Here is a 12,996-nt window from a genome sequence, read left to right as displayed (position 1 = left end):
GGGATGCCCCCGATCTAGCCTCTGGGCGTGGACCAGAAAATTAGTTATATTGCGCCAAACCATTCTGTGTGATCGAACCATGGCCCAGATCAACCTGCACCATCTGCGCCTGTTCCGGGCCGTCGCGCGCGACGGCACGCTGACCGGCGCGGCGCGCACTCTGAACCTGTCGCAATCGGCGCTGTCGACGCAGTTGCGCACGCTGGAGGCCTCCCTGGGCCAGGACCTGTTCGAACGGCGCGGCCGCGGGCTGGTCCTGACCGAGGCCGGGCGCATCGCGCTGGACCATGCCGAGGCGATCTTCCGCACCGCCGACGACCTGACCGCGACGCTGCGCGACACCGGCCGGGCGCGGCGGGCGCTGCGGGTGGGGGCGCTGGCCACGCTGTCGCGCAACTTCCAGATGCAGGTGCTGGGCCCGCTGGTCGCGCGCGGCGACGTGGAGGTGATCCTGCGGTCGGGCTCGCAGGAGGAGCTGCTGCGCGGCTTGCAGGGGCTGGCGCTGGACATCGTGCTGACGAACCTCGCGCCCGCGCGCGACGCGGCCAGCCCCTGGCTGGTGCAGCGGCTGGACGAACAGCCCGTGGGCCTGATCGGCACGCCCGCCCGCATCGGGCGGCCCGGCGCGGCCCTGCGCGACCTGCTGGCCGCGCAGCCGCTGATCCTGCCCACGCGCGAGACCGCGATCCGCGCCTCGTTCGACGCGCTGGTCGCGCGGCTGGACCTGACGCCCACCATCGCGGCCGAGGTGGACGACATGGCGATGATCCGCCTTCTGGCACGCGCGGATGCCGGTCTGGCGGTCATCCCGCCCATCGTCGTGCGCGACGAGCTGGAATCTGGGCTGCTGCGCGAGGCCGCGCGCCTGGACGGCATCGCCGAGACCTTCCTGGCCGTCACCCTGCAGCGCCGCTTTCCCAACCCCCTTCTGGCCGAGATCCTGGACCGCTGATCCGGATCTGCCCGGAACCTGTGCGCCAACCGCCGAAAAATGCGGCAGGCGCAAACCATTGCCTTGGAATGGTTCGCAAACATGGCGGTTCGGATTGCCGGCAGGACCGCCACAAAAGGGAATGTTGCGCCTTGGTTGCACCAATTTTAGCAAAGTTTCATTTGTGGCCTTGAACCGTGACGGAAATATGGCACGATGAACCAATAAGAAATTGGTTCGCCTGACAGCGGTGCCCCTGATGATCCCGACCGACATGCCGAACACCACCTCGACCTATGCGCTGGAACGGCTTCGGGCCTATCTGGACGGTGCGGCCGGACCCGACGGCACCCGCCTGCCCACCGAACGCCAGCTGGCCGAGGAGATGGGCGTGGGCCGCCGCGCCATCCGACGCGCGCTGGAGGTGCTGGAGGCCGAGGGCCGCATCACCCGCCGCCAGGGCGCGGGCACCTTCGTCGGCGCCCCCGATGCCGACGCCCCGCCCGCCCTGCCCGTCGGCGCGACCGATTTCCTGGAGATCATGGAGGTGCGGCTGCGCATCGAGCCGCAGCTGGCCGCCCTGGCCGCGCTGCGCGCCAAGCCCGCCCAGGTCGCCCGCATGTACGAGCTGGCCGACCGCATCACGCAATGCCTGGACGCGGACGAGGGCGAGCTGTGGGACGGCACCCTGCACCGCCAGATCGCGGAGGCCGCGGGCAACGCGCTGTTCCTGTCGCTGTTCGACATGGTGAACCGCATCCGCCAGGACGCGGCCTGGCAGGCGGTGCGCGAACGCGCCCGCGGCGGGCTGGCGGGCCACGCCCTGCCCGTGGCGCAGCACCGCGCGATCATCGACGCCATCGCCACCCGCGACCCGCAGGCGGCCGCCGAACAGATGCGTGTGCATCTGTTCATGCTTCAGGAAAAGCTGGTCCGCCTCGGCTCCGGCGACCTGCCCCCCATCGACACCGGACGGCCGGATCAACCGGCCCATGCGTGACCCCAACAGGAAGGACCTGCCATGACCAGACACCTTTGGACCGCCACCGCGCTTGCCGCCCTGCTGACCGCCCTGCCCGCCGCAGCCCAGGAGCTGCGCATTGGGCTGAGCGACGATGCCGACATCCTGGACCCCGACCAGTCGCGCACCTTCGTGGGCCGCATCGTCTATGCGGGCCTGTGCGACAAGCTGGTCGATGTCGATGCCGACGTGAACATCGTGCCGATGCTGGCCACAGACTGGAGCTGGTCCGAGGACGGGCTGCAGCTGGTCATGAACCTGCGCGAGGGCGTGGTCTTCCATGACGGCACGCCCTTCGACGCGGCGGCGGTGGTGGCCAACATCGAACGCTCGATGACGCTGCCCGAATCGCGGCGCAAGTCCGAGCTGTCCTCGGTCGCGGGGATCGAGGCCACGGGGCCGATGCAGGTGACCTTCACCCTGTCCGCGCCCGACGCCTCGCTCCTGGCGCAGCTGTCGGACCGGGCCGGCATGATGATCTCTCCCACCGCGGCCGAGGCGGCGGGCGCCGATTTCGGCCAGAACCCGGTCTGTTCGGGCCCCTTCAAGTTCGTCGAACGCATCCAGCAGGACCGCATCGTGCTGGAGAAGTTCGAGGATTACTATGACGCCGACCGCATCAGCATCCAGCGCGTGACCTATCGCCCGATCCCCGACACGACCGTGCGCCTGGCCAACCTGCGTTCCGGGGAGCTGGACATCGTCGAACGCATCGCCGCGACCGACGTGGCCTCGGTCCGCGACGATCCGAACCTGCAGATGCAGGAGGCGGTGGGCCTGGGCTACATGGGCATCTATGCCAACATCGCCAATGGCGAGCGCGCCCAGACCCCGATGGGGCAGGATGCGCGCGTGCGGCAGGCCTTCTCGCTGGCGATCGACCGCGAGGCGCTGAACCAGGTCGTATTCGAGGGCACCGCGCGGGCCGGCAACCAGCCCTTCCCGCCGACCTCGCCCTGGTACAACGAGGACCTGCCCGTCCCCGCCCGCGACGTCGAGGCGGCCCGCGCCCTGCTGGCCGAGGCCGGCCAGGACCGCGTCGCGGTCGAGATCCAGCACGCCAACACCCCCGTCGTCACCCAGATGATGCAGGTGATCCAGGCCATGGTGGCCGAGGCGGGCTTCGACGTGTCGCTGCGCGCGACCGAGTTCGCGACGCTGCTGTCGGAACAGACGGCCGGCAACTTCCAGCTGTCGCGGTCGGACTGGTCGGGACGTCCCGATCCGGACGGCAACCTGCATCAGTTCGTCACCTGCGAAGGCGGCATCAACGACCCGAAATACTGCAACCCCGAGGTCGACCGCCTGCTGAACGAGGCCCGCGCCCTGAGCGATCCCGCCGCCCGCAAGGAAAAATACGACGAGGCCGGGGTGATCCTGAACCAGGACCTGCCGGTGATCTATCTGGGCCACCAGACCTACATCTTCGCGCTGGACCAAGCCGTGCAGGGCTTCACCGCCTTCCCGGACGGGATGATCCGCCTGCAGGACGTCACGCTGGCCGAATGACCCCCGCGGCCCGGACGCGCGACCCCGCGTCCGGGCCTGCGGCGAAAGGAACCCCATGCTGATCTATATCGCCAAGCGCATCCTGATCGCGCTGCCGACGCTGCTCATCGTGTCGATGCTGGTCTTCGGGCTGCAGATGCTGCTGCCGGGCGACCCGGTCCTGGCCATGGCCGGAGAGGAGCGCGACCCCGAGACCCTGGCCCGCATCCGCGAGCAGCTGAACCTGGACGACCCGGTGCCGCTTCAGTACCTGCACTGGCTGGGCGGCGTGCTGACGGGCGATTTCGGCACCTCCCTGCGCACCGGAGAGCCGGTGGGCCAGCTGATCCTGCAGAAGCTGCCGGTGACGATCCAGCTGGCCGTGATGGCGATGATCTTCGCGGCTCTGATCGGGATTCCCGCGGGCATCATCGCGGCCATCCGCAAGGGCGGCGTGATGGACTGGACCGCCAACATCGTGGCGCTGTCGGGCCTGTCCATCCCGAACTTCTGGCTGGGGATCATGCTGATCCTGCTGGTCTCGGTCAATCTGGGCTGGCTGCCGGCCTCGGGCTATGAATCGGTCTTCGTCGATCCGCTGCGCTCGCTGCAGACGATGGTGATGCCCGCCTTCGTGCTGGGCACGGGGCTGGCCGCGACGCTGATGCGGCACACGCGATCGTCCATGCTGGGGGTGCTGTCGGCCGACTACATCCGCACCGCGCGCGCCAAAGGCCTGACCGGCCGCCAGGTGGTGCTGAAGCACAGCTTCCGCAATGCGCTGCTGCCGGTCATCACGCTGTCGGCGCTGCTCTTCGGCGAACTGCTGGCGGGGGCGGTGCTGACCGAGCAGATCTTCACCATCCCCGGCTTCGGCAAGCTGATCGTCGATGCGGTCTTCAACCGCGACTATGCCGTGGTGCAGGGCGTGGTGCTGTGCACGGCGGTGGGCTTTTTGCTGATGAACCTGATCGCCGACGTGCTGTCGGTGATGCTGAACCCCCGCATGAGGGCCGCCCTATGACCGCCATCGACATGCCCGCCCCCCGCGCCAAGAGCCGCTTCTGGCGCAAGTTCCGGCGCAACCGCGCGGCCCTGGTCGGCGGCATCATCGTGGCCTTCTTCGTCCTTCTGGCCTTGGCCGCGCCGATCCTGCCCATCGCCGACCCGCTGGCCACCAGCTGGACCGCGATCCGGCAGGCGCCCTCGGCGGAATACTGGATGGGGTCGGACGATATCGGGCGCGACATTCTGTCCAGGATGATCTGGGGCGCGCAGGCGTCACTGATGGCCGGGGTGATCTCGGTCGCCATCGCGGTCGTCACCGGCGTGCCCATCGGGCTGATCGCGGGCTATTTCGGCGGCTGGACCGACACGATCATCTCGCGCTTCACCGATGCGCTCCTGGCGATGCCCTTCCTGATCATGGCCATCGCGCTGGCCGCCTTCCTGGGGCCCAGCCTGACCAATGCGATGATCGCAATCGGCCTCTCGGCCATGCCGATCTTCATCCGCCTGACCCGTGCGCAGGTCATGTCCGTCAAGACCGAGGATTACGTCGAGGGCGCCCGCGCCATCGGTCTGGGCCACATGGCGATCATGGGCCGCTACATCCTGCCCAACATCGTGCCGCCGATCATCGTGCAAGCCACGCTGACCATCGCCACCGCCATCATCGCCGAGGCGTCGCTGTCCTTCCTGGGCCTGGGCCAGCAGGCCCCCGCGCCCAGCTGGGGGTCGATGCTGAACGTGGCCAAGAACTTCCTGACGCAGGCGCCCTGGATGGCCTGGTGGCCGGGGGCCGCGATCTTTCTGGTCGTCATCGGCTTCAACCTGATCGGCGACGGGCTGCGCGATGCGCTGGACCCGCGCGAACACTGATTTTCAAGGAGTCGCAATGACCCAATTCACCACCCGCCCCGAGATCACCGGCACGTTCGGCGTCGTCACCTCGACCCATTGGATCGCGACCGCCGTGGGCATGGCGATGCTGGAACGGGGCGGCAACGCCTTTGACGCCGCCGTGGCGACCGGCTTTGTGCTGCAGATCGTCGAGCCGCATCTGAACGGCCCGGCGGGCGACCTGCCCGCGATCATCCATTCCGCCAGGACCGGCAAGACCCAGGTGATCTGCGCCCAAGGCCCCGCCCCGGCCCGCGCCACGATCGAGCATTACCGCGCCGAGGGGATCGACCTGATCCCCGGCAACGGTCTGCTGGCGACCGTCATCCCCGGCGCCTTCGACGGCTGGATGCTGATGCTGCAGCAACACGGCACGATGAGCGTGGCCGAGGTCCTGGCCCCCGCCATCCACTATGCCCGCCACGGCCATCCGATGCTGCCCCGCGTGGCCGACAGCATCGCCGGTCTGGCCGAGTTCTTCGCCGCCGAATGGCCCACCTCGCATGCGACCTGGCTGCCCGGCGGGCAGGCCCCGCAGGCAGGCGCGCTGTTCAGGAACGAGGCGCTGGCAGACACTTACAGCCGAATCGTCGAAGCCTCCGAAGGCGCGCCCACGCGCGAGGCGGGGGTGCAGGCCGCCCGCGACGCCTTCTATCGCGGCTTCGTGGCCGAGGCGATCGACCGGTTCTGCAAGGAAACCGAGGTGATGGACGGCAGCGGTGCCAAGCATCGCGGCGTTCTCAGCGCCGACGACATGGCCGGCTATGCCGCCACGACCGAGGAGCCGGCCTGGGGCGACTATCACGGCTGGTCCATCGCCAAGACCGGGCCATGGGGCCAAGGGCCGGTGCTGCTGCAGGGGCTGAAGATCCTGGAGGGCATCGACATCGCCGCGATGGACCCGAACGGCCCCGACTTCGTCCATACCGTCATCGAGACGATGAAGCTCTCCTATGCCGACCGCGAGGTCTATTACGGCGATCCGCTGATGCATGACGTGCCGATGGAGGCGCTGCTGTCGGACGCCTACGCCGCCGACCGCCGCGCCCTGATCGGCGACCGCGCATCGCTGGAGCTGCGCCCCGGCACCGTGCCGGGGTTCGAGGATCAACGCGCCCGCACCCTATCGCTGCTGGACGGGCTGGGCAAAGGTGCGGTCTATGAGCCGACCATGGCGCACCTGTCGGAAAAGCGCGGCGATACCGTGCATATCGACGTGATCGACCGGTGGGGGAACATGGTCTCGACCACGCCCTCGGGTGGCTGGCTGCAATCCTCGCCGATCATCCCGGAGCTGGGCTTCTGCCTGAACAGCCGCGCGCAGATGTTCTGGCTGCAGCCCGGCCTGCCCACGTCGCTGGCGCCGGGGCGGCGCCCGCGCACCACGCTGACGCCGTCGCTGGCGCTGCGCGACGGGGTGCCGCATCTGTCCTTCGGCACGCCCGGCGGCGACCAGCAGGACCAGTGGCAGCTGGTCTTCTTCCTGCGCCATGTCCATTTCGAGCCGAACCTGCAGGCGGCCATCGACGCGCCGCTGTTCCATTCCACGCATTTCCCGGCCTCGTTCCACCCGCGCACTGCGGCACCGGGCGGCATGCTGATCGAGGATCGCGTGGGCCAGGCCACCATCGACGAATTGCGCCGGCGCGGCCATGACGTGACCGTCACCGGCCCCTGGGACATCGGCCGCCTGACCGCCGCCAGCCGCGATGTCCAAGGCCTTCTGCGCGCGGCCGCGACGCCGCGGCTGATGCAGGCCTATGCGGCGGGGCGGTAGGATGACGGACCCCATCCTCAGCCTGCGCGGCCTGACGGTCTCCTTCCCCACCGATGACGGGATGAAGGAGGTCGTGCGCAACATCAGCTTCGACATGGCATCCGGAGAGACCGTGGCCATCGTCGGCGAAAGCGGATCGGGAAAAAGCGTCACGTCCCTGGCGATCATGGGCCTGCTGGACAAGCGCGCGCGCGTCACCGGACAGGTCCTCTTGGGCCGGCGCGACCTGACGCGCCTGTTCGAGCCGGAGATGCGCCGGGTCCGCGGTAACGACATCGCGATGATCTTTCAGGAGCCGATGTCCTCGCTGAACCCGGTCTTTCCGGTGGGCGACCAGATCGCGGAGCTGCTGATCCGCCACGGCCAGGTGCCCCGTGATCAGGTCGGGGCCGAGGTGCTGCGCCTGATGGACCGCGTGCGCATCCCCAATGCGGCGGCGCGCATCAGGGACTATCCGCACCAGTTCTCGGGCGGCATGCGCCAGCGGGTGATGATCGCGATGGCCCTGGCCGCGCGCCCGCGCCTGCTGATCGCGGACGAGCCGACGACGGCGCTGGACGTGACCATCCAGGGCCAGATCCTGGACCTGATCAAGGAGATCCAGGAGGAGCAGGGCATGGCCGTCCTGTTCATCACCCATGACATGGGCGTGGTCGCCGAGATCGCCGACCGCACCGTGGTCATGTTCCGCGGCGACCACGTCGAGACCGGCACCACGGCGGGCCTGTTCCAGGATGCGGGCCACCCCTATACCCGCGCACTGCTGGCCGCGGTGCCGCGGCTTGGCCAGATGGCGGGCCAGCCCTGGCCGCTGCGCTTTCCCAAGGTCGACATGGTCAGCGGCGCGATCGCGGCCCAGCCCGCGGTGGTCGACACCGTGGACCGCACCGCGACCCCGGTCCTGTCGGTCCGGAACCTGGTGACGCGCTTTGCCGCGGGGTCGGACCTTCTGGGCCGCCCGACGGGCAAGGTCCATGCGGTCGAGGACCTGAGCTTCGATCTGTGGCAGGGAGAGACGCTGTCGCTGGTGGGCGAATCCGGCTGCGGAAAATCGACGACGGGGCGGTCGATCCTGCGGCTGGTCCAGCCAGAATCGGGTCAGGTGACGCTGGACGGGTTTGATGTGCTGAAGGCCGGCCCGGCCGATCTGCGCCGGATGCGCCGGTCGGGGCAGATGATCTTTCAGGACCCGTTCTCCAGCCTGAACCCGCGCATGACGGTGGGCCAGACCGTGGCCGAGCCGATCCTGGCGCACAAGCTGGCCGGCCGGGCCGAGGCGCGCGACCGCGCCGCCGAACTGCTGGCCCAGGTCGGCCTGGACGGGGCCATGCTGGACCGCTATCCGCATGAATTCAGCGGCGGGCAGCGCCAGCGCGTGGCGATCGCGCGGGTTCTGGGCCTGAACCCCAAGGTGATCGTGGCCGATGAAAGCGTGTCCGCGCTGGACGTGTCGATCAAGGCGCAGGTTTGCAACCTGCTGATGGACCTGCAGGAGCGGCTGAGCATCGCCTATCTGTTCATCAGCCACGACATGGCGGTGGTCGAGCGCGTCAGCCACCGCGTCGCGGTGATGTATCTGGGCGAGATCGTCGAGATCGGCCCGCGCGAGGCGATCTTTGCCGACCCGCAGCATCCCTACACGAAGAAGCTGATCGCCGCCGTGCCGGTCCCCGACCCCGCGCGCCGGGGCCTGCGCCGCGCCATGCAGGTCGAGGAACTGAAAAGCCCGGTCCGCCCCATCGGCTTTCAGCCGCCCGCCCGCGACTGGCGGCAGGTCTCGGACCGGCATTTCGTGATGGTGTGACGGGCGCCGCTTGACCTCCGGGCCTGCCGCATGGACGGATGGACCCACGGCGGCAGGAGGGCGGGCGTGAGCATGGCGGACGATCCCCGGATCCTGCTTCTGGGCGCGGGCCATGCCAGCCTGCTGGCGGCGCGCGACCTGCGGGCGCGGCTGCCGCGCGCGCCGGTCACCCTGGTCGATGCCGCGTCCGAGGCCCGCTATTCCGGCATGCTGCCCGGCACCATCGCGGGCCATTACGCGCCCGACCGGATGCGCACCGACCTTCGCGGCTTTGCAGCGCGGCATGGGCTGGACTTCGTGCAGGGCCGCGCCTGCGGTCTGGACCCGGTGGCGCGGCGCGTGTCGCTGGCCGACGGGCGGATGCTGTCCTATGACCTGGCCGCGCTGGATCTGGGCAGCCACGCGGCCATGCCCGAGATCCCCGGCTTTGACCGCCACGCGGTGCCCGCCAAGCCCATCGACGGGCTGGAGGCGCGCCTGGCGGGGGCCGCCTCGGCGGTGCTGATCGGCGGGGGGCTGGCCGGAGCCGAAATCGCCCTGGCGCTGCGCCATCGCGGCCTGGACCCGGTCACGCTGATCGAAGTGGGGCCGGTCGTGGGCGCCGCCCTGCGGCCCCGGACCCGCCGCCATCTGGCCGCCGCGCTCGACCGGTCGGGCGTCCGCGTCATCCCGCAGGCCCGCGTCGCGGCGGTCCGGGCCGATGGTGTGGTGCTGACCGACGGGCGCCACATCGCGGCGGCGCTGACCATCGGAACCGCGGGCGCGCGGGCGCAGGACTGGCCCGCCCGGACCCTGCCCGTGGACGCCGCGGGCTTCATCCGCGTGACCCCCACCCTGCAGGTCGAGGGGCATCCGACCCTGTTCGCGGCCGGCGACTGCGCGGCGATGATGCACGCGCCCCGCCCAAAGGCCGGCGTCTTTGCCGTGCGCCAGGCGCCGGTCCTGGCGGCGAACCTGATCGCCGCAGCCTCGGGCGGGCGGCTGCGGTGCCATCACCCGCAGCGCGACCATCTGCGCATCATCGCCTTGGGCGGGCGGGTGGCGCTGGCCGAATGGCGGGGCGTCACCCTGCGCGGGGCCTGGGTCTGGCGGTGGAAGGACCGGATCGACCGGCGCTTCATGGCGCGCCTGCAGGGCTAGGGGGCCCTCACCGGAAGGTCGTCCATCCCTGATGCCAGCGCAGCAGCGTCGTGACCCCGCAGGCCGCCGCAAAGATCCAGGCCATAACGGGAAAGTATTGCGGAAACAAGCACATGGCCGCGAAGACCGCGATTGTCTCGAACCCTTCGGTCAGCCCGCCCAGATAGTGGATGCCCTTGGCCCGGAACCGGCCCGGCGGCGTGCCCCGCCGCGCGGCCACGGCGGCGAAGGCCAGAAAGGACGACCCGGTGCCCACGAAGGCCGCGATCAGCACCGCCGCCGGCAGCGCGTTCGCCGCCGGATCGGCCAGCGCGAACCCCACCGGCACCAGCGCGTAGAAGACGAAGTCCAGCGCGATGTCCAGGAAGGCGCCGCGATCCGTCGGGCCGTGCAGGCGCGCCACGGCCCCGTCCAGCCCGTCCAGGATCCGGTTGGCCAGGATCACCGCCAGCGCCCCCCACCACCAGCCCAGGGCCAGGGCCGGCACCGCCAACAGCCCCACCGCGAAACCCGCGACGCTGATCGCATCCGCCCCGATGCCGCGCCGGGCCAGCAGCAAGGCCGGCGGGCGCAGCACCGCGCGCAGCAGTGGTTGCAGACGCGCGTCGATCATCCGCGCCTCCAGCGGTGATAGCGTTCGACCACGGCCAGCAGGTGCGGGGAGACATGCGCGCGCCGCCAGGTTCCAGCGACGGCGCGGTTGGCCTCGGACCAGCCGGGATAGATGTGGATGGTGTTCAGGACGGCCTTCAGGCCCAGCCCGTGCCGCATGGCCAGCACGAATTCGGCGATCATCTCGCCCGCGGCGGCGCCCACGATGGTGACGCCCAGGATGCGGTCGCGGCCGGGCGGGGTCAGCACCTTGACGAAGCCCTGCGCCGCCCCGTCGGCGATGGCGCGGTCCAGACCGGCCAGATCGTGGCGCGTGACCTCGACCGCGATGCCCCGGTCGCGAGCCTCGGCCTCGGAGAGGCCCACGCGGGCGATCTGGGGGTCGGTGAAGACCGCCCAGGGGATCGCCCGCTGATCGACCCGGAACCGCCGCAGCCCGCCGAACAGCGCATTGAGCGTGGCGAACCCCGCCTGATGCGCGGCCAGATGCGTGAATTGGAACGGCCCCGCCACGTCCCCGGCGGCCAGGATATGGGGAAAGCGCGTCTCCAGCCGGTCGTTCACCGAAAGCCCCTGCCCCGTGAGCAGCCCCAGTTCCTCCAGGCCGAACCCCTCCAGCCGCGGGCGGCGGCCCGTGGCCACGATGATCCGGTCGAACCCGACGCGGCGGGGGCCGCCATCGCCCTCGACCTCGATCCAGCGCCCGTCATCGTCGCCGCAGGCGCGCGCCCGGTGGCCGGTCAGGACCGTGACGCCGTCGGCCTCCAGCGATGCGGTGACCAGGGCCGCGGCCTCGGCATCCTCGCGCATCAGCAGGCGCGGGGCGCGCTCGATCAGCGTCACGGCCGATCCAAGCCGCGCGAAGGCCTGCGCCAGCTCGCAGCCGACCGGCCCGCCGCCCAGCACCGCCAGGCGCGGCGGCGCGCGGTCCCGATCGCGCAGCGCGTCCCACAGCGTGTCCGAGGTCAGCGGATTGACCCGCTCCAGCCCCGGCAGCGGCGGCAGGACCGGCCGCGCCCCGGTCGCGATGACGACGGCCCGCGTGGTCAGGTCCCGGACGGCGCCGGCGGCATCGGTGACCCGGACCGTCCAGGGGTCGATCAGGCGCGCATGGCCCTGCAGGACCTCGACGCCCAGTGCCTGGTAGCGTTCGACGCCGTCATGCGGGGCGATGCGGGCGATGACCGCATCCACCCGCGCCATGACCGCGCGGAACGGGATGTCGGGCGGCGTGTCGGTCAGCCCGTAACGTCCGGCATGACGCATCTGATGGGCCAAAGTCGCGCTGCGGATCAGGGTCTTGGAGGGCACGCAGCCGCGGTTCAGGCAGTCGCCGCCCATCGCCCCCGCCTCGACCAGCGTCACCCGCGCCCGCGCCGCCGCCGCGACATAGGCCGAGACCAGCCCGGCCGCCCCCGCCCCGATCACTATCAAGTTGCGGTCGAACCGCTTGGGGCGGGTCCAGCCCGCCAGCGCGCGCCGCCGCCGCCACGCGCCAATCGCCGCCCGCGCCAGCCATGGAAACAGCGCCAGAAGCGCGAAGGCGGCCAGCACCCGCCCCGAGACGATGCCCGACAGGCTGTCGATGCCCGCGAGCTGCGTGCCGGCATTCACATAGACCGCGGCGCCCGGCAGCATCCCCGCCTGGCTGACCCAATAGAAGGTCCTCGTCCGGATGGGTGTCAGCCCCATCAGCAGGTTCACCGCAAAGAACGGCACCACCGGGATCAGCCGCAGCGAGAACAGATGGAAGGCCCCATCCCGCGCGAGTCCCGCCTCGATCCCGCGCAGCCGCGCGCCGAACCGCGCCCGCAGCCGGTCGCGCAGCAGGTGCCGCGCCGCCAGAAAGGCCAGCACCGCCCCGATGGCCGAGGCGAAGGAGGCGATCGCCAGCCCCGCCCAGAACCCGAACAGCGCCCCCGCCGCCAGCGTCATCCAGACCGCGACCGGCAGCGACAGCGCCGCCACCGCGACATAGGCCGCGGCGAACAGCCCTGCCACCAGCACCGGGTGGTCCTGCCGCAGCGCCGCGACCGCATCCAGCCGCGCGCGCAGCGCGGCCGGGTCGATGTCGATCGCCCAGCCCGCCCACAGGATCAGCAGGAGGGCCGCGACAAGGGCGATGGGCGCAAGGCGGGTGGTCACGCGGTCTCCTTTCCAGGCTGTCGCGTCCTGCATCGCACCGAAGCACGCCCCGCCGCAACCGTCCCGACCCCACCACGGCGTCGCAGCGCGGCGGGATTGAGGCGCGCGCCCGCGCGGGCTAAGCCTGCGGCAGCACCGCCGCCCCGGTCCGGGCGGGGCGCGCCAGCCCGGAGGCA

10 protein-coding genes are annotated in these 12,996 nt (G+C 70.8%); 8 read left to right on the top strand and 2 right to left on the bottom strand.

Annotated features, from left to right (window positions below; genetic code table 11):
• Positions 1 to 79: 79 nt before the first annotated feature.
• The 8 genes from AC2SGK_RS07340 to AC2SGK_RS07305 all read left to right on the top strand — a co-directional run bounded on the left by AC2SGK_RS07340 (position 80) and on the right by AC2SGK_RS07305 (position 10,063).
• The gene (locus AC2SGK_RS07340; protein WP_488322937.1) at positions 80 to 952 is read left to right on the top strand and encodes a LysR family transcriptional regulator; all 873 of its coding nucleotides are present in this window, start codon (positions 80 to 82) and stop codon (positions 950 to 952) included.
• Positions 953 to 1,190: 238 nt separating this feature from the next.
• On the top strand, positions 1,191 to 1,931 hold the full coding sequence (locus AC2SGK_RS07335; RefSeq protein ID WP_488323034.1) for a FadR/GntR family transcriptional regulator: 741 nt from the start codon (positions 1,191 to 1,193) through the stop codon (positions 1,929 to 1,931).
• A gap of 21 nt (positions 1,932 to 1,952) precedes the next feature.
• The gene (locus AC2SGK_RS07330; RefSeq protein WP_488322936.1) at positions 1,953 to 3,461 is read left to right on the top strand and encodes an ABC transporter substrate-binding protein; all 1,509 of its coding nucleotides are present in this window, start codon (positions 1,953 to 1,955) and stop codon (positions 3,459 to 3,461) included.
• Between the two features lie 55 nt (positions 3,462 to 3,516).
• Positions 3,517 to 4,464: an ABC transporter permease gene (locus tag AC2SGK_RS07325; protein WP_488322935.1), complete on the top strand. Its 948-nt coding sequence runs from the start codon at positions 3,517 to 3,519 to the stop codon at positions 4,462 to 4,464.
• Complete coding sequence (locus tag AC2SGK_RS07320) at positions 4,461 to 5,321, top strand: ABC transporter permease (protein ID WP_488322934.1); 861 nt, start codon at positions 4,461 to 4,463, stop codon at positions 5,319 to 5,321. Before AC2SGK_RS07325 ends, AC2SGK_RS07320 begins: the two co-directional genes overlap by 4 nt.
• Before the next feature lie 16 nt (positions 5,322 to 5,337).
• A complete protein-coding gene (locus tag AC2SGK_RS07315; RefSeq protein WP_488322933.1) occupies positions 5,338 to 7,119 on the top strand; it encodes a gamma-glutamyltransferase family protein in 1,782 nt (593 codons plus the stop codon).
• Between the two features lies 1 nt (position 7,120).
• A complete protein-coding gene (locus tag AC2SGK_RS07310) occupies positions 7,121 to 8,923 on the top strand; it encodes an ABC transporter ATP-binding protein (RefSeq protein ID WP_488322932.1) in 1,803 nt (600 codons plus the stop codon).
• Between the two features lie 72 nt (positions 8,924 to 8,995).
• On the top strand, positions 8,996 to 10,063 hold the full coding sequence (locus AC2SGK_RS07305; RefSeq protein WP_488323033.1) for an FAD-dependent oxidoreductase: 1,068 nt from the start codon (positions 8,996 to 8,998) through the stop codon (positions 10,061 to 10,063).
• Positions 10,064 to 10,070: 7 nt separating this feature from the next.
• Here the strand turns inward: AC2SGK_RS07305 and AC2SGK_RS07300 are convergent, their stop codons facing one another.
• Together AC2SGK_RS07300 and AC2SGK_RS07295 are read right to left on the bottom strand one after the other, a co-directional pair.
• Positions 10,071 to 10,676, bottom strand: coding sequence for a CDP-alcohol phosphatidyltransferase family protein (locus tag AC2SGK_RS07300; RefSeq protein ID WP_488322931.1), 606 nt, complete (start codon positions 10,674 to 10,676; stop codon positions 10,071 to 10,073).
• A complete protein-coding gene (locus tag AC2SGK_RS07295) occupies positions 10,673 to 12,820 on the bottom strand; it encodes a dihydrolipoyl dehydrogenase family protein (RefSeq protein ID WP_488322930.1) in 2,148 nt (715 codons plus the stop codon). The genes AC2SGK_RS07300 and AC2SGK_RS07295 overlap by 4 nt, the downstream gene beginning before the upstream one ends.
• Positions 12,821 to 12,996 lie beyond the last annotated feature (176 nt).

Source organism: Paracoccus sp. NIOT.M2S5SZ12, assembly GCF_057748165.1.
Note: the sequence above shows the minus strand (reverse complement) of the source record. Positions and strands in the feature narration are given on the sequence as shown.